At 44.0% G+C, this 17,743-nt stretch carries 16 protein-coding genes, 1 tRNA gene and 1 riboswitch; of the genes, 12 read left to right on the top strand and 5 right to left on the bottom strand.

The window, feature by feature from the left end; all coding sequences use genetic code 11:
- Positions 1-8 precede the first annotated feature (8 nt).
- Together KI210_RS03920 and KI210_RS03915 are read left to right on the top strand one after the other, a co-directional pair.
- Positions 9-1,055: an ABC transporter ATP-binding protein gene (locus KI210_RS03920; RefSeq protein ID WP_212780587.1), complete on the top strand. Its 1,047-nt coding sequence runs from the start codon at positions 9-11 to the stop codon at positions 1,053-1,055.
- A gap of 13 nt (positions 1,056-1,068) precedes the next feature.
- A complete protein-coding gene (locus KI210_RS03915) occupies positions 1,069-2,007 on the top strand; it encodes an ABC transporter ATP-binding protein (RefSeq protein ID WP_212780586.1) in 939 nt (312 codons plus the stop codon).
- Positions 2,008-2,752: 745 nt separating this feature from the next.
- Here the strand turns inward: KI210_RS03915 and KI210_RS03910 are convergent.
- Positions 2,753-4,066, bottom strand: a complete 1,314-nt coding sequence (locus KI210_RS03910; protein WP_212780619.1) for a C1 family peptidase — start codon at positions 4,064-4,066, stop codon at positions 2,753-2,755.
- Between the two features lie 8 nt (positions 4,067-4,074).
- Positions 4,075-5,391, bottom strand: coding sequence for a C1 family peptidase (locus tag KI210_RS03905; protein ID WP_212780585.1), 1,317 nt, complete (start codon positions 5,389-5,391; stop codon positions 4,075-4,077).
- 142 nt (positions 5,392-5,533) lie between these two features.
- Between KI210_RS03905 and greA the strand changes: the two genes are divergently transcribed.
- The gene (gene greA / locus KI210_RS03900; RefSeq protein WP_212780584.1) at positions 5,534-5,995 is read left to right on the top strand and encodes a transcription elongation factor GreA; all 462 of its coding nucleotides are present in this window, start codon (positions 5,534-5,536) and stop codon (positions 5,993-5,995) included.
- A 108-nt stretch (positions 5,996-6,103) separates the two neighbouring features.
- Entirely contained in the window at positions 6,104-6,766 is a 663-nt protein-coding gene (locus tag KI210_RS03895; RefSeq protein ID WP_212780583.1) for a CPBP family intramembrane glutamic endopeptidase, read from the top strand.
- A gap of 28 nt (positions 6,767-6,794) precedes the next feature.
- Here KI210_RS03895 and KI210_RS03890 read toward each other — a convergent pair whose 3' ends face one another.
- The 3 genes from KI210_RS03890 to KI210_RS03880 form a co-directional block, all read right to left on the bottom strand.
- Complete coding sequence (locus tag KI210_RS03890; RefSeq protein WP_212780582.1) at positions 6,795-7,319, bottom strand: hypothetical protein; 525 nt, start codon at positions 7,317-7,319, stop codon at positions 6,795-6,797.
- Between the two features lie 189 nt (positions 7,320-7,508).
- Positions 7,509-7,579: transfer RNA gene (locus tag KI210_RS03885), tRNA-Gly, on the bottom strand.
- Positions 7,580-7,630: 51 nt separating this feature from the next.
- Positions 7,631-8,227, bottom strand: a complete 597-nt coding sequence (locus tag KI210_RS03880; protein ID WP_212780581.1) for an SOS response-associated peptidase — start codon at positions 8,225-8,227, stop codon at positions 7,631-7,633.
- A 103-nt stretch (positions 8,228-8,330) separates the two neighbouring features.
- On the opposite strand from KI210_RS03880, the gene trpS reads away from it, so the two are divergent.
- From trpS to rsmA, 8 genes are all read left to right on the top strand, one after another.
- The gene (trpS, locus tag KI210_RS03875) at positions 8,331-9,350 is read left to right on the top strand and encodes a tryptophan--tRNA ligase (protein ID WP_212780580.1); all 1,020 of its coding nucleotides are present in this window, start codon (positions 8,331-8,333) and stop codon (positions 9,348-9,350) included.
- 14 nt (positions 9,351-9,364) lie between these two features.
- Positions 9,365-9,850 (top strand): deoxycytidylate deaminase, encoded by a 486-nt coding sequence (locus KI210_RS03870; RefSeq protein WP_212780579.1) that lies wholly within the window; start codon positions 9,365-9,367, stop codon positions 9,848-9,850.
- Positions 9,837-10,454 (top strand): TPM domain-containing protein, encoded by a 618-nt coding sequence (locus KI210_RS03865; protein WP_371870180.1) that lies wholly within the window; start codon positions 9,837-9,839, stop codon positions 10,452-10,454. The genes KI210_RS03870 and KI210_RS03865 overlap by 14 nt, the downstream gene beginning before the upstream one ends.
- Positions 10,455-10,526: 72 nt before the next feature.
- Positions 10,527-10,690, top strand: a riboswitch (M-box (ykoK) riboswitch).
- Between the two features lie 94 nt (positions 10,691-10,784).
- A complete protein-coding gene (gene mgtA, locus KI210_RS03860; protein ID WP_212780578.1) occupies positions 10,785-13,448 on the top strand; it encodes a magnesium-translocating P-type ATPase in 2,664 nt (887 codons plus the stop codon).
- Between the two features lie 105 nt (positions 13,449-13,553).
- Positions 13,554-15,533 carry a methionine--tRNA ligase gene (gene metG, locus KI210_RS03855; protein ID WP_212780577.1) on the top strand — a complete coding sequence of 660 codons (1,980 nt, stop codon included), beginning with the start codon at positions 13,554-13,556 and terminating at the stop codon, positions 15,531-15,533.
- Positions 15,533-16,330 carry a TatD family hydrolase gene (locus KI210_RS03850; RefSeq protein ID WP_212780576.1) on the top strand — a complete coding sequence of 266 codons (798 nt, stop codon included), beginning with the start codon at positions 15,533-15,535 and terminating at the stop codon, positions 16,328-16,330. The genes metG and KI210_RS03850 overlap by 1 nt, the downstream gene beginning before the upstream one ends.
- Positions 16,287-16,853 (top strand): ribonuclease M5, encoded by a 567-nt coding sequence (gene rnmV, locus KI210_RS03845; RefSeq protein WP_212780617.1) that lies wholly within the window; start codon positions 16,287-16,289, stop codon positions 16,851-16,853. The genes KI210_RS03850 and rnmV overlap by 44 nt, the downstream gene beginning before the upstream one ends.
- Positions 16,846-17,730 carry a 16S rRNA (adenine(1518)-N(6)/adenine(1519)-N(6))-dimethyltransferase RsmA gene (gene rsmA / locus KI210_RS03840; protein ID WP_212780575.1) on the top strand — a complete coding sequence of 295 codons (885 nt, stop codon included), beginning with the start codon at positions 16,846-16,848 and terminating at the stop codon, positions 17,728-17,730. Before rnmV ends, rsmA begins: the two co-directional genes overlap by 8 nt.
- Positions 17,731-17,743 lie beyond the last annotated feature (13 nt).

Here is a 17,743-nt window from a genome sequence, read left to right as displayed (position 1 = left end):
AGGACAGCATGGCTGAACGTGTTTTAGATGTTAAAAATTTAAAAATCGACTTCCACACCTATGCTGGTGAGGTAAAGGCCATTCGTGATGTCTCCTTCCACTTGGACAAGGGTGAAACCTTGGCAATTGTGGGTGAATCTGGCTCTGGTAAGTCAGTTACTACTCGGAGCATTATCGGACTCCTAGCCAAAAATGCCAAAATTGTCGGCGGTGAGATCGATTTTCACGGTAAAAACTTATTAGACATTAAAGAAAAAGAATGGCAGGACATTCGGGGCAACGAAATTGCGATGATTTTCCAGGATCCAATGACTTCTTTGGACCCAACGATGAAAATTGGGCAACAAATTGCTGAGCCGTTAATCAAGCACAAGGGTGCCAGCAAGAAGGAAGCCTGGGCCAAGGCTTTGGAAATGATGAAGGCTGTAGGCATTCCCAATGCTGAAGAACGGATTAACGAATATCCGCACCAATTTTCAGGTGGTATGCGGCAACGGATCGTGATTGCGATTGCCTTGATTTGTGAACCCGAAATTCTTTTGGCCGATGAACCAACAACTGCCTTGGACGTAACGGTGCAAGCTGAAATCTTGGACTTGATGAAGGATTTGCAAAAGCGGGTAAAAACTTCGATCATCTTCATTACCCACGACTTAGGCGTTGTTGCCGGCATGGCTGACCGAGTTGCCGTTATGTATGCTGGTGAATTTTTGGAATACGGCACGGTGGATGACATTTTCTACAATCCACAGCACCCATACACTTGGGGCTTGATCAATTCCATGCCGACTCTGGAAAGCCAAACCTTGGAATCAATTCCAGGTACGCCGCCAGACTTGCTGGACCCGCCAAAGGGCGATCCCTTTGCAGCTAGAAACAAGTATGCTTTAAAGATTGATTTAGAGAAGAAGGCGCCATTTTTCAAAGTCAGCGATACGCACTATGCTTCAACTTGGCTGCTTGACCCGCGGGCGCCTAAGGTTGAGCCACCGGCAGAAATTCAACGCCGGTGGGCGAAATATGCCAAGATGAAGCAAACTGCATCAAACAGCTAAGGAGGAAGTAAGGATGCCAGAAAAAAAGAAGCTTTTGGAAGTAAAACACCTCAAGCAATATTTTAAAAATGGCCGTACGGTAACCAAGGCTGTCGATGATGTCAGTTTTGATATTTATCAAGGCGAAACCTTTGGCTTAGTAGGAGAATCAGGTTCAGGCAAGACCACAACCGGCCGGTCAATCTTACAGTTGTATAAGCCAACAGGCGGGGAAGTAATCTTTGAAGGCGAAGATGTCCTGAAACTCAAAGGTCATGATGACAAGCTGCATTTCCGCCGGGATGCACAGATGATTTTCCAGGACCCTTATGCTTCATTGAACCCGAGAATGACGGTTGAGGATATCATTGCTGAGGGCTTGGATATCCACCATTTGGTCAAAGACAAGCAAGCTCGGCATGACCGGGTGATTGAACTTCTAGAAACGGTTGGCTTGAATGAATCTCACGCCAGTCGTTTCCCTCACGAGTTCTCCGGCGGTCAGCGTCAACGTATCGGGATTGCCCGCGCATTGGCGGTGGAACCGAAGTTCATTGTCGCCGATGAACCGATCTCGGCCTTGGATGTATCTATTCAAGCCCAAGTTGTTAATTTAATGATGGATCTGCAAAAGAACCGCGGTTTAACTTATTTGTTCATTGCGCATGACTTATCGATGGTTAAGTTTATTTCTGACCGGATTGGGGTTATGCACTATGGCAAGTTACTTGAGGTGGGACCGGCCGATGAAGTGTACGACCGACCACTGCATGATTACACAAAGAGTTTGATTTCAGCCGTGCCCGTTCCAGACCCAGAAATCGAACGGGCACGGAAGCGGATCGGCTACGATCCTAGTGGTGAAAATGAACCAGGTCAATCAATGCATGAGATCAGACCAGGACATTTCGTCAGATGTACGGATGCGGAAGTCGAGCATTACCGCGAAGTGGCAGCCAGTTATGAGAAGTAGCTGCTGACACAATTTTTTCTAACTTATACACTTCTTTTACTTCTTATTTATTTACTCTTTATTTATACACAAAACGGTCCAGTCGCATGACTGGGCTGTTTTTGTTTTTGTGATATTAACTGGATTGCCTTTAGCGATCACAGTACAAAAGAGTCAGGCAGCATACGTTGCCAAAAAATCTAATTACAAGTGGAAATCTGTTGCAAATATTATAACTGGTAGTACAATTTTTAATAAGATTATTAGTAAGTTACATTGGACAAATGAGACACCGCAAGGCGTACATTTAATGGAAAATGCAACAGAAAGAGGTAATAACTTATGACAACATACCATACTATGATCAAGTCAATTTGGTATTTTTTGCTTATGATTATAAGCTGTTTAGTTCCAATACTTGGCCTTGCTTCTACTTTTTGTTTATCATATGGATTAAGAAAAGATGGATATATAGTAGAAAGCAAAAGATGGGGAAAAATATGTTTGATAATACAGATACTGTATGTTCTGTTAATAGTGTTATCGCTGTTTCTTTTTATGCCCATCGCTCCACATAAATAACGCATAATAGAAAACAATTACGGACGTAATTATCCAGTTAATGGCTGTACATGTATAAAGCGTCTAAATTTAAGACATTTCAAAAAGCCCCCTCCGACTATGATGACTTTAAAGTTCATTTTGGGGGCTTTTTTGTTTTGGCATAAAAAATAAGCGGGCGCTTGCTCGCTTATTTTTCTTGTCCTTATCCCATTGGGTCCCAGCATGGAACTGGAGTAGCAGGACCTTCGGCAATTTTTACCAAGTCCTTTGAGAGGTACTTCTTTCTGACCACGACTTTGAACAAGTATTCGTTGAACCAGTCATCGCTCATTACGAAGTAGCCCTTCTTGCCGACCTTTTCACCCCATGAGTTTTCAATCTTCCACTGCCGGATTTCGCCTTGGTCAACATCAACCCCAACTAAGGTCATGGCATGGGTTGAACCAGAATCACCGGTAGCTAAACGTTCAGCCTTAGTTAAACCTGACTTGATGCCAAAGAGCTCATCGGTTTTGAACAAACCAGTAGCCAAAACGCCGCTTTGCCGATCGCTTTCTTGGCCGACGTCACAGCCGAACCAAACGCCTTCGCCATCTTGCATTTGCTTGATCGCAGCATCTTTCAGCACTTCGATTGGAACATTCAGGAACTGAATTGGGCTGCCGCCTTGGACATTATCCTCAAATGGAATTGCGTACAGCTTGTTGAATTCATGGTCTGGCGCGTTGAATAATACAACATAGTCGTCCAAATCATCAGTGAAGTACTTGTTAAAGAAGCTGACTGGGGTCAAGTCCTTGTCCAAGTGGTAGTTTTTGTCGTCATCACGGAATTCTAAGTCAAACTTTGTTACCGGCTGACCAAAAGCCATCACGCTCATGCGGTAGACTTCGCTGAGAAATTCCTTTCTGGCAGCTTCAACTTCGTCGGTTTTACCTGCTTGAGCGAGTTTGCGCAAGGCAAGGCCATCTTCCCGCAGTTTCTTGTTTAAAACATGATTGAAGTCGGCAGTAGCATTAGCAGTAAAACTTTCTGGCATAGCATATGAAGGTACCAGGCCGTATTTACGGATTAATGAAACTGCCATTGCCCATTGCCCACCATCAGTGTCTGGAGCGTGGAAATAGAAACTGACCTCACGATCATCCAGCGGCTTATCACTGGTTTCCAAGACATGGTCAAAGAACATGTTGGCCCGTTCAATTCGATCCCAGAAGAAAAGATAATCTTGTGAGAAGGTGAAGTTCTTGCACTTGTTTTCGCTGGCAAAACGGTGACGCAGCACGTTTAACGCAGCAAACAGCCAGCAGCGACCGGATTGTTTTTGATTAGTAACGTTGTCAGTTGGCAATTCAATAGAAAAAGTACGGTTCAGCTTGCTGGCAGCTTGGCTATCATAGCTGGCAGCTTTTACGCCTGAACGAACCACCGCACGGGTTTTTACGGGATTGGTCGCATTTTCAGCAAATTCTTTTTGGAAAGCTGCAATTTCGTTAAGTGTTAATTCATGCATGATTGATCCTCTTACATTAATGAATCCCAAGGAGCAAGTTCTTCAGCTGCGCCTTCAGCCAGCTTAACTTGTTCACTAGTTAAGTACTTCTTGTGCACAACAACTTCATAAACGTATTCATTGAACCATTCGTTGTTCATCACGAAGTAGCCCTTCTTGCCGGACTTGTCGCCCCAAGAGTTTTCCACTTTCCATTGCCGAACTTCGCCTTGGTCTTCGTCAACCCCGACTAAGGCCATAGCGTGGGAAACTTCGCCGGCACCAGTGCGCAAACGATCAGCCTTGCTCATGCTCAAGTCAACCCCAAAGAGGTCGTTCAGCTTATACAAGTTGGTGTCCAAGTAACCGGTCTTGCGATCCATTTGCCGCAAAACATCGTTACCGAACCAAACAGCTTCGCCGTCTTTCATTTGAGCAATGGCCGCATCCTTCAAATATTCCATTGGCACGTTAAGGAACTTGATTTCGTATTTGCCGCGGACATTGTCTTGTGAAGGCAATGAGTAGAGCTTGTTATATTCGTGGTCTGGAGCGTTGGTCAAGACGACATAATCTTCAAAGTCAACATCGCCCAAGTACTTGTTGAAGAATTCAACTGGAGTTAAGTTCTTGTCCAAGTGGTAATTCTTGTCGTCATCACGATATTCCAAGTCAAAGGTCTTTGGCGGTTCGCCAACGGCAATTGCAGTCATGCGGTAGACTTCATTTAAAAATTGCTTGCGTGCTTTTTCCAAAGCATCCTTGTCGCCGTCCTTAGCTAGTTTGCGCAGCGTTAAAGCGTCTTTGCGTTCCTTGTCAGCCAAAGCTTGCGCAAAGCCGGTCGTGTCGTTAGTGTTGAAGCTTTCTGGCATCGCATAAGTTGGAACAACGCCATATTTTGCAACTAGGGAAGCTGCCATGTGGAATTGACCGCCGTCTTGACCTGCAAAGTCTAAATAAGTCCGAACTTCACGGTCATTCAATGGTTTGTCAGCAAGTTCGATCATCTTGTCGTAGAACATGTTGGCCCGTTCAATTTTGTCCCAGAAGAAGTTGTAAGCTTGAGAAAATTCAAAGTTCTTAGCCTTGTATTTCTTGCCAAAAGCGTGTCGCAAAACAGTTAAAGTCGAAAATAGCCAGCAGCGTCCGGAGTGCTTTTGGTTGGAAACTTGGTCGGTGTCCAATTCAGTTGAAAAGACCCGGGTTAGTTTGCCCGCAACTCGTTCATTATATGAAGCTTCTAGCACCCCGCTTCTTTGAGCGGCGCGTGCCAAGACAGAATTTTGCGGATTTTGGTTAAAAGCTTTAGAAAATTCCGCTAATTCTTGTAAAGTTAATTGGTGAGTCATGCAATTTTCTCCTTTTATTATCAAAATTATTAAAGTTACTTTATATTTTACGGCAACAGCCAGCTGACTGCAATTATGCTTGACTAGGGAAGGGCATTGTCCCATGATAGTAACAGAATTTTGATGAAAGCGAACAAAAAACATGGTTTACTATCAAAAAATGACCCCTGAAGGGTATCGGCAGATTGAACAAGAAATTGCAGATTTGAAAAAAGACCGTCCGCGGCGCATTAAAATCTTGCAGGCAGCCCGGGCCTTGGGCGATTTGTCAGAGAATACCGAATATACTGAGGCCAAGCGTGATTTGGGTCACTTGCAGAGCCGGTTGCGGTTTCTGGAAAAACAATTGAAATATGCCGAAGTTATCCAAACTAAGGATGATGGCAAAGTTGATGTCGGCAAAACGGTCGAATTACGCTTTGATGATGACGATGAAGTTGAGACTTACCAGGTAGTGGGGCGGATGGAAGCTGATTTAGAAAACGGCAAGGTATCTTATGACTCACCGTTGGGAGCAGCTATTATGCATCAACCGACTGGTGCCAGCGTCACTGTTGAGGCCCCAGCAGGTAGTTATCAGGTTACAATTGAACAGATCAAATAGTTTGATTGATATATACGTAAATCTTCCTTCTGATAATGTTTGAATAGCTATTAAGGGGCATTGTTTGCTATAATAAAACGGCAGTCTAAACTCCAGAGGTATAAATAAATGAATACACCAGTATCCCGTGAGGGAAATCTAATACGCTACTCAGTGTATTTAGCAGGATATTTAATCGTTATCGGAATTAACAAATTAGTACGCAGTAATGCCAAAGTTAGAATCTGGGATGTGATTCTTTTTGCTTTGATGACAGCTGCGGTACTGCTCTTCTATATTTATCGGTATAATCGCGAAAATCGCTTTTTTAAAAAGGATACAGAACTCAGCTTCTTAGATAATTTTGGGGCCGTAGTTGCCATGACTATTGTGGTAGCAATTGGCAGAATCGGCGTGTCTTATTTACAAGCATATGGAAAGCTGCCAAGCTACGGTTTTCAATCCTTGTATCTCAAACACGAATCGGTCAATATGTTCTGGTTCTTGGTGGTCGCCAATGGGGTGATCCTGCCGGTGATGCTTGAATTTTTAACCTCAGGCTTTTTGTTTAATTACTTATTCCGTGGATCTAATCCCATGACTGGCTTTGTAGGGATGATTGCTTCTGGTTTGATCTTTGCCTGCTTAAGTTTTGAATTTCAAATTCCTTTATTCATCGTTAACTTCATTTTCGGCGCCTTTTTTGCTTGGTCCTATCTGTTCACCCACAGTATTTGGACGCCCATTTATCTGGCAGCCGTTAGTGGAATTATGATGATCGTAATGATGTAGAAAAAGCCCCCTCGGGGGCTTTTTTATTTTAAAATTCAAATTGCCGATGCCGTGATACTAAGTCGCAAGCTTCTCCATAAGTAATGGTGGAATCCACCATCCGTAAATCATGCAGCAAACGATCATCTGGCAGCGCATCTGGGTCGTGCAATTCCTCCTGCCAAATTTTTACCGCAAACTTGATCGTGGAATCCCTATCGAATGGTTTTCGCGGATCCAAAATGAAGCAGTTTAAGAGGGTAGTAATGGTCTCAGAGTGGGCAATGAATTCATCCTGCAATTTGGCGGGGTCAGAACTCAGGTCGGTTAGCAATTGACGCAAGTAAGGGATCGGCATTTTGGCTGGGGGCATGTCAATATTGATGAATAGATGCTGGCAGCCTCCCTCGTAACCGGGACCGTGTTCTTTTTTATATGGGGTCATGTAGGTGTGAATGTGCCCTGAAGCCAAGAGTTCTTTCATCCCCGGGAAGGGCGCCAAGTTTACTGGTCGCCCGCTCCGATCCATAGGGGTGGGAATTCTAACTTCGATAAATTTAACTTGAAGATGCATAAAAAATCCTTTCTGGTAGTTTAATAGCAGGAGCGAAATTGCCTCCTACTAGTTAATACGCAAAAAAATGGATTTTTTCATAAAAATTAGAACTTGCGTCTAAAAACAAATTTGCTATCATAAAAAGTGAAATTAACAAAAACTACAAACAAAAAGAACCGACCTTCAAGGCCGGTTCTTTTTTACTTAAGCGGATAGGGTGAATCGAACCCCCATCCCCAGCTTGGGAAGCTGGTGTTTTACCATTAAACTATACCCGCAAGTACTAGTTAAGTTTAGCATGGAAAACGGGGCGGGATCAAGGAAAAATTTTATTTGTGGGCTTGTTTTTGATAGGTTAATTGAATGTCGGAACGATCAATTAAACTGGTGAAATTTTGAAATAGCCACTGTCTAAGTTCATCTGGAGCAATTACCAGCGGCATGCGATTATGAATTGGTGCCATGGTTGAATTAGGAGCCGTAGTGACCATGCTGAACCGGTCGCGTTCGTAAATGCCAGCAATTAAGGTAATTGGCTGAGCGGGATTTTGGAAAAGGTAGCGTTCGTGATACCGCCGCCCGTTTTTTCCGGTATAGGTCTGAGGGCTGCTTTCGTAAAATTGGTCCGCTAAAATGAGGCAGCGGCGTTTAGCAAAGCTTTCATCCCACATGCTTGGTTTAGCGTCAAAAAAACGTTCAACCCGGGCATTGAAAAGCGGCTTTTGATCAATCGGACTAGCATAGCCCCAACTTTTAACCGCCAAATGCAGCTGGCCATCATATAACAGAACGGGAGCAGGCTGATTGGGAAAAATATCCTGGCTGGGAAAGTCCAGTTCAGTCTGTTCAACATAAGGCAAGGATAAATCATTAACTAGGTATTGTTTAATTTTTGCCAAACTTGGCGTTCGAAATTGATTGCACATAGAACCCCTTCTTTCGCTTGTCTTAGTTACAGTTTAGCGTTTTTTTGTTAAAATTAATGGTAACTGTAATGTTTTTTATAAAAAAACAGAAAGAGAGTGCACAATGACTAAAGAAATTTTATTAACCGGGGATCGACCGACCGGCAAACTTCACATCGGCCATTATATTGGTTCTTTAAAGAATCGGGTTAAATTGCAAGATGAAGGAAAATATCAGCCTTATATCATGATTGCTGATACGCAAGCTTTAACTGACAATGCTCGTAACCCTGAAAAAATTCGCAATAGCTTGATTCAAGTGGCTTTGGATTACTTAGCAGTCGGCCTTGACCCGCAAAAGTCGACTATTTTTGTGCAATCACAAATTCCAGCTTTGTTTGAATTGACGGCTTATTACATGGATTTAGTAACCGTTGCCCGCTTGGAACGCAATCCAACGGTTAAGACTGAAATCAAGCAAAAGGGCTTCAAAGACTCAATCCCTGTCGGCTTTTTAAATTATCCAGTTTCGCAAGCAGCGGATATTACCGCCTTTAAGGCAACGGTGGTGCCGGTTGGCGATGACCAGGAACCAATGCTGGAACAGACGAGAGAAATTGTGCGGACGTTCAACCGGGTCTACAACTGTCATGTCTTAGTTGAACCTGAAGGCTACTTCCCGCCAAAGGGTTCGGGCCGGTTGCCAGGAATTGACGGCAATGCCAAGATGAGCAAGTCCTTAGGCAATGCCATTTACCTTTCAGACAGCAGCGAGGAAGTTAAGAGAAAGGTAATGTCAATGTACACGGATCCGAACCACATTCACGTTGAGGATCCGGGCCAAGTTGAAGGCAATACCGTCTTTACTTACTTGGACGTCTTTGACCCTGATAAGGCCAAGGTAGCGCAATTAAAGGAAGACTACCAAAAGGGTGGTTTGGGCGATGTCAAGATTAAGCGCTACTTGAACAAGGTATTAGAAAACGAACTGGCTCCAATCAGAGAACGCCGGGAAGAATTTGCTAAAGATCCTGACGCAGTTTATGACATGCTGTTAGCTGGTTCTAAGGCAGCAAATGAGGTTGCAAACCAAACTTTGACTGAAGTGCGGGATGCAATCGGCTTGAATTACTTTAATCGTTAAAGGACTGGGAAATTATGCGTGATCGTATTCCATGGAAACAATATTTTATGATGCAGGCGCTAGTGATTGCCCAGCGGTCAACTTGCAATCGGGCCTTGGTCGGCAATGTTTTGGTAAAAAATAATCGGATTATCGGCACCGGTTATAATGGTTCGGTATCAGGCCAGCCGCATTGCGATGATGTTGGCCATTTAATGGTCGACGGGCACTGCGTGCGGACAATTCACTCAGAAATGAATTCGCTCATCCAGTGTGCAAAAAATGGGGTTTCAACCAGCGATACCGAAATTTATGTCACGCACTTTCCTTGCTTCAACTGCACCAAGGCGTTAATTCAGGCCGGGGTCAAAAAGATCAATTATTATTATGATTACCGTGATAATCCATTGGCAATTCAACTCTTGAAAGATAGTGGGGTACCATATGAACAAATCAAGCTCGATCTCAAGTACGTGGACAGCCTATATCATAAACTGGAAGATGGTCATGAAGAAGCTTAGTGCGCTCTTAGCTTTAGTGGTGGTGTTTTTAACTGCGACGGGATTTTCCGATTATAGTTTTTCTGATAAGGCTAATGTGCTCGACCAGACTACGCGACAATTGATTTCTGAAAAAAATAGCCGCTATCTGCAAACCAAGGAAGAGCCGCAGATTATCGTCAAGACGGTTAAGCGCACCAAAAAACTAACGCCCAAAAACTTGGACAAGAAAAAGCGGACCGTTTATATTGTGGTCGGCGTAAATGAAAAAAATAAAAAGAATGTCCAGATTTTTTCAACTAAGGACCTGCATAGTTCCTTTACTGCCACAGTTCGCAGCAATATTATTCGGGCTGCGGTCGATGATTTGCGCTCAACTAAGAAAGATAAGTTCAACGAGGGCATACGGTTTGTCTTTCGGGCAGTTGCTACCAAAATTGACCAGCGTTACAACTACTCATTGGATAAATACGATTTAAACGACAGCGAGATGAACAAAATTAGTCATCCCCACTCGGTAGCCCTGCCGCTGGCCTTGGGAATTGTGGTCATCATTGCGGCCTTATCTTATCTGTTTAAACAAACTCGTTTGCGGCAGAGTCGCAAAAACGAAAATCAAAAATAAAATAAAAAAGGCTTGACCCGCAAACTAGAAGCGACTAAACTAACTTGCGGAAGAAAAGAAAATAGATTTTAGCAAATGAACTGTTAGGTGAGACTCCTACGTGAACACACGCTATCGCCCAGAAACATCCAGAGATGCCAACGGGTTAAATAGGTGTCGTCGAGTTAAGGCGAGATCCAGATAGCTAGCATGTGCTTACGTCACGTAGTGTTAAAACTGAACGACTAGTTGATAGCCATAAGCCTTATTTGGCAAGGAGCCGCCTGCAGACCATGGGTCTACGGGCGGTTTTGTTCGTTTGCAGAAGCATTGGATTAGGAGGGGATACCCATGCTTTTTAAGAAAGCAACAACCGCCAAGGTAAATGTCAAGCTGGTTAAGGAGATAGCCAGAGGCAAACGAACCGAGGTTTTGGCAAAATTGCATGCCAGTGAAGAAGGCTTGACCAGTGTTGAAGCTGATCGGCGCAAAGAAGAATTTGGTCCCAATGAAATTGCTAAGACCAGCAATGATTCTAAGCTGCGCTTTTTGGCAGAGGCTTTCATTACGCCTTTTACTATTGTTTTGCTGATTTTGGCCGTCTTATCATTTTTTACCAATTATGTGTTTGAACCGGCTAGCTCTAAGGACTTGAGTACGGTCATTATCATGGTGGTAATGGTCTTGATTTCTGGCATTACGTCATTCATCCAAAACGTGCGAACCAGCGATGCTGTTAATTCGCTTTTAGGCATGGTCTCTGTTACCACTAATATTCGGCGAGATGGCAAGGATCAAGAATTGCCAACCAAGGATGTGGTGGTCGGCGATATTATCAATCTGGCTGCTGGCGATATGGTGCCTGCTGATATGCGCTTATTGCAAAGCAAGGACTTATTTTGCTCTAGCAGTTCGCTAAATGGTGAATCAAATCCTGTTGAAAAAATTGCCACCCAGGGTCCACGGATTGGTCATGAGGATGAATACCTGGACTATCCTAACGTCCTATACGAAGGAACCACGATTGTTTCAGGAGCGGGCAAGGGCGTGGTGTTTGCTACGGGCAGCGACACGGTCTTTGGAAAATTGGCCGCTGATTTATCCAAAAACAAAGTTAAGGAAACTTCATTCGACGTTGGAATTAAAGAAATTTCCAAACTGCTGTTGACGATGACGGCAATTATTGCCCCATTAGTATTCATTATCAACGGCATGACCAAGGGCAATTGGCTGGAAGCTTTGATCTTTGCGATTGCAACCGCAGTTGGCTTGACGCCAGAAATGCTGCCGGTAATTGTGACATCCAACTTAGTCAAAGGCTCAGTTGAAATGTCCAAGCATGGTACGATTGTCAAGAAAATGAATTCAATCCAAAACTTTGGTGCGGCTGACATTCTGTGTACTGATAAGACCGGGACTTTGACCCAAGATCGGGTCGTGCTTGAACGCCACTACGATTTAGACCTGCATGAAACCAAGCAAGTGCTGGAACTTTCATATTTGAATGCTTACTACCAAACGGGGATGAAGGACTTAATCGACAAGGCCGTCATTGAGGCCGCAGGCGATGAACTGGATGTCAATGAAATTCAACGGGATTATAACAAGATCGATGAAATTCCGTTTGACTTTAAACGGCGCCGAATGAGCGTGGTGGTTGCCAACTCCGACCAAAAGCATGGTGAACACTTGCTAGTAACTAAAGGCGCCGCCGAAGAAATGCTGCAAGTCTGCACCAAGTTGGAAACCAAGGGCATGATTTTGCCGCTGACGGAAGATCGCAAGGCCAAGATCTTGCAGCGCATTGATGAGATGAATAACGATGGCATGCGGGTTTTGCTTTTAGCTTACAAAAAACACCCGGCACCAGTTGGCGAATTCTCGGTTGACGATGAAACCGATCTGACTCTGAGCGGCTACTTGGCTTTTCTTGATCCGCCAAAGGAAAGTGCTAAAAAGGCACTGACTAATTTAGCAGCTGACGGCATCAAAGTTAAGATTTTGACGGGTGATAACGAAGCGGTTACGCGAGCAGTGGGGCTGCAAGTTGGTTTGAACGTTGATCGGGCTTACAGCAGCAATGATTTAGAAGGCAAAACCACAGATGAGTTAAAGCAAATGGTGGAAGAATGCGATATCTTCGTTAAATTGACGCCAGAGTGGAAGACGCGCATCATCAAACTGCTGCAAGAAAATGGCCATACAGTTGGTTATATGGGGGATGGCATTAACGATGCTCCTGCCATGAAGACGGCTGACGTGTCAATTTCAGTTGATACCGCCGTGGATATCGCCAAGGAGTCGGCGGACATTATTTTGCTGCACAAGGACTTAGGCGTTTTGGAAAAAGGCGTGCGGATTGGTCGCAAGGTTTTTGCCAACACAATGAAGTATATCAAGATTACCTTGTCTTCTAATTTCGGCAACATTTTATCAATTTTGATCGCTTCAACTTTCTTGCCTTTCCTGCCGATGCTGCCATTGCAATTGCTGATTCTAGATTTGCTTTATGGTACTAGTTGCTTGGCGATTCCATTTGATAATGTGGATGAAGAATACTTGCGTCAGCCACGGTCATGGTCAACCAAGAAGCTGCCTAAGTTCATGTTCTATTTTGGACCAACCTCGTCAGTATTTGATGTCATTACTTTTGCGCTCTTGTACTTTATCGTTTGTCCAAGTTTAGCTCATGGCAATCAGGCTTTATTTATCGCAATTTTCCACACTGGTTGGTTTATTGAATCATTGTGGACCCAAGAAATGGTGATCCATGCTTTGCGTGATCCTAAGATGCCATTCTTGCGTCAGCGCGCAGCTTGGTCGGTGATCGCTGCTACCTTTGGTGCCGGCATCATCGGTACGCTGCTGCCATTTTCATGGTTGACTAAAGCATTGAAGTTTGGCCCAATGCCGCTGGAATATACTTTCCTGGTTTTCGGCCTATTGATTTGCTACTTGCTGCTAACTAGTTTGGTCAAGCATTGGTATCTGCAACATGAGCAATATTTGATTTAATTAAGGTAAAGATCAAAGGAATTCCCTAGGGGAATTCCTTTTTTACTGGTCGTTGTGGTGTATAATTTAAAAGACTAATTAGATTAGCAATAAGGAGCAGAATGCATGTCTGACAAAAAAACTTTTTATGTTACCACTCCAATTTATTATCCATCTGGCCGTTTGACCATTGGAAATGCGTATACGACAGTAGCCGCTGATGCAATCGCGCGCTACAAAAAAAGCCGCGGCTATGACACTTTTTTCTTAACTGGAACTGATGAACACGGCTTAAAGATTGAACAAAAAGCTGAACAACTTGGAATTAAACCGCAGGACTATGTCGATCAAATGGCAGCTTCCTATAAAGAATTATGGAAGAAACTGAACATTGATTATGATAAGTTCATTCGGACGACCGATGAAGAACACGTTAAGGCGGTGCAAGCGATTTTTGAGCGCTTGTTGAAACAAGGCGATATTTACTTAGGCGAATATACTGGCTGGTATTCAGTCGAAGATGAAGAATACTTTACTGAAAGCCAATTAAAAGAAGTGTTCAAAGATGATGCCGGCAATGTGATTGGCGGGATTGCTCCCTCAGGCCATGAAGTGCAATTGGTAAAGGAACCATCTTACTTCTTTAAGATGAGCAAGTATGCCGATCGCTTGGTCAAATATTACGAAGAACATCCAGAATTTATCTTGCCAAACTCCCGTGAAAAAGAAATGGTGAACAATTTCATCAAACCGGGTTTGGAAGATTTATCAGTAACCCGGACTACGATTGATTGGGGCATCCCAGTTCCAAGCGATCCTAAGCATGTGGTTTATGTTTGGATTGATGCCTTATCCAACTATATTACTGCCTTGGGTTACGGCTCTGATCATGATGAACTGTTCAAACGTTACTGGCCAGCAGACGTCCACCTGGTAGGTAAGGAAATTGTCCGCTTCCACACGATTTATTGGCCAATCATGTTGATGGCTTTGGATTTGCCGCTGCCTAAACATGTGATTGGTCACGGCTGGTTATTGATTTACAAGGATAAGATGAGCAAGTCTAAGGGAAATGCGGTTTATCCTGAATCATTGATTTCGCGCTACGGCGTCGATCCAGTTCGCTACTACTTGCTGCATGCTTTGCCATTTGGACAAGACGGCAGTTTCACGCCGGAAGACTTTGTTGAACGCATGAACTTTGATTTGGCAAATGACTTAGGCAACTTGTTAAATCGGACCGTTTCCATGATTAACCAATACCAAGCTGGACAAGTGGCGCCAGTAGCGGCTGAACAAGACGAGTTTGGGCAAGACTTGCAAAAGACTGCTGAGGCGGTAATCGCTGAATATCAAGAAAACATGGATAAGCTGTACTTTAGCCAAGCTTTAGATGCGATTTGGAAGTTGGTTCGCCGAGCTAACAAGTATATCGACGAAACAACTCCATGGGTCTTAAATAAGGAAGGCAAAAAAGCGGAACTTAGCCGAGTAATTGCTAACTTGGCTGAAAGCTTGCGCTTAATTGCGTTGATGGTTGCGCCAATTATGACGGAAACGCCAACCAAGATGTTTGCCCAACTGGGCTTGGCAGAAGCTGGTGAAGCAGCTAAGAAACTAGAGTTTGCTGCCTTTGCTTGGAACGTAAAAGTTACCGAAAAGCCAGCTCCAATTTTCCCACGCTTAAAGGCAGATGAAGAAGTTAAGTACATTAAAGACGAAATGAAGAAGGCTAAACCGAAGAAACAAAGTCGTAGCCAACAAAAGTCTGACACTAAAGAAATTACCATCGATGATTTTGATAAAGTTGAAATCAAAGTTGGCAAAATCTTATCTGTTGAACCAGTTAAGGGCTCTAGCAAGCTGCTGCTCTTCAAGCTTGACTTTGGCAATGGAGAAGAACGGCAAATTTTAAGCGGAATTCGCAAGTTTTATCCCGACGCTAGTCAATTATTAGATAAGAAGGTTTTAGCAGTTACCAACTTGAAACCACGCAAGATGCTCGGCCATGAAAGCCAAGGCATGTTGCTTTCTTCCGAAAAAGATGGCGAAGTTAAATTGGCGCTTGTCGGTGATGAACACCCAGTAGGATCGGTTTTAGGCTAATGGAATTAATCGATAATCATACTCATTTAAATGATGAACCTTTTAGAGGGCGTGAGCGCTACTACATTGAGCGGGCTCACGCTCTTGGCGTTAATAAAATGATTTGCGTCGGGCAAGATCCGGATTTTAATCAACGGGCGATTGACCTGGCTCAGCGGTTTGATGAGGTTTTTGCCATGGTGGGCTATTGTCCTGACGTGGCGAAGAATTTTGATAAAAAGGCTGAACATCATTTGATTGAACAGCTGCAGCTGCCTAAGGTGGTTGCGTTAGGTGAAATCGGTTTGGACTATTATTGGGATGAATCACCGCGTCCCGTGCAGCAACAGGTCTTTGAGCGCCAGCTGGAAATTGCGCATGATTTGGCGATGCCGGTGGATATTCATACGCGGGATGCCTTTGCCGATTGCTATGAAATTTTAAAACGGCACGATCTGCAATATGGCGCCGTGCTGCATAGCTATAACGGCGGTCCAGAAATGACCGAGAAATTTCTCGACTTAAATGTCCAATTCTCTTTTTCAGGCGTGGCTTCCTTTACCAAGGCTAGCGAAGTGCACGAATCAGTAAAAATGGTGCCGCTTGAGCGCCTGTTGGTTGAAACTGATGCTCCTTATTTGACGCCGAAGCCGTATCGGGGCAAGCAAAACGAGCCAAGTTACGTTTATTACACCGCAAAAGCAATTGCGGACCTAAAGGACTGCAGTTTGGCTGAAGTTGCGGAAAAGACTTATCACAATACAATGAAGGTTTATCATCTTGAAGAAAAAGCAATACAACGCAGTAATAGTTGTTGAGGGGAAAGATGACACGATTCGATTGAAACAGTTTTTCCCTGGAATTGAAACAATTGAAACAAATGGCTCAGCTGTTTCTGATGAAATGCTGGCCCAGGTTAAAGAATTAGCCAAAACACGCGAAATCATTATTTTGACCGATCCTGACCTAAATGGTGAAAGAATTCGGCGCCTAGTGACTGAAGCAGTCCCTGATGCCAAACAGGCCTTCATCACCCGTAAAGAAGGCGAACCACACAAAGCTGGCCAAAGCTTGGGGGTTGAACATGCGCCTAAAGCAGCTTTGGAGCTGGCCTTGCAAGATTTGCATGAGGTAAAAGATACTAGTGACCTAACCCGTTTTGCTTACCGGCAGCTGGGACTTGAAGGGCGCAGCGATTCACGGCATTTGCGCGAGTTGGTCGGGCAGAAGCTGCGGGTTGGTTATGGCAATTCACGGCAGTTTTTCAATCGTCTCAAGACCTTCGGCATAAGCGAAAGCCAGCTGGCACAAGCAGTTAAGGAAGTAAAAGCGCATGAGTAAACTAATTCCGATTGGGTCGCCAGTTCGGACCCAAGCAATTATTAATCGTTATTTTGTGAAAGCTAAGAAAAATCTTGGACAAAACTTTTTGGTCGATCAAGGTGCAATTCAGGGCATCGTGCAGGCAGCAAAAGTTGTGCCGGGTGATCAGGTAATAGAAATCGGACCGGGGATTGGCTCTTTAACCGAACAGCTGCTCTTAGCGGGAGCTAAGGTGGCTGCTTATGAAGTTGACCAAGATCTGCCACCAATTTTACAAACTGAATTGCCCCAAGAAATTAAGGGGCAAAAGCTTGATCAGGTCTTTAAGCTGATTATGAAGGATGTCTTGAAAGCTGACTTTGGAACAGATTTAGCAGACTTTTTTGACTTAAAGCAGCCCGTCAAGGTAGTAGCTAATCTGCCATATTACATCACGACGCCCATCATTTTTGCCTTGGCCGAGAGCGATTTGAATTTCACCAGCTTGACCTTGATGATGCAAAAAGAAGTTGCTGAACGTCTAGCTGCCCATCCCGGCTCTAAAGCTTATGGTCCGCTAACGATTGCAGTCCAAACGCAAATGCAGGTGGAAACTGCTTTGGAAGTTAATCATCGTAGTTTTATGCCGGCACCCAAGGTTGACTCCAGCGTGGTTGTCTTAAAGCCGCTTGCCCAAAAGCCTGATGTGGGTGACCGAAAGCATTTTAATCGCGTGGTAAAAACTTGCTTTGCCCAAAGAAGGAAGACCTTGAATAATAATTTGAAAGTTTTTGAAAAAGATAAAGAACAACGGGCACAGCTGCTGGCTGATTTAGGATTAGATCCCCAAATTCGGCCAGAGGCAGTGACGATTCCCCAATACATCGAATTAGCTCAAAAATTATCGCATAAATAAATCTACAGGGTGT

Origin of the sequence: Lactobacillus corticis (genome assembly GCF_018327645.1) — a bacterium.
Taxonomy (GTDB): Bacteria; Bacillota; Bacilli; order Lactobacillales; family Lactobacillaceae; genus Lactobacillus; species Lactobacillus corticis.
This window is presented reverse-complemented; position numbering and strand designations above follow the sequence as displayed.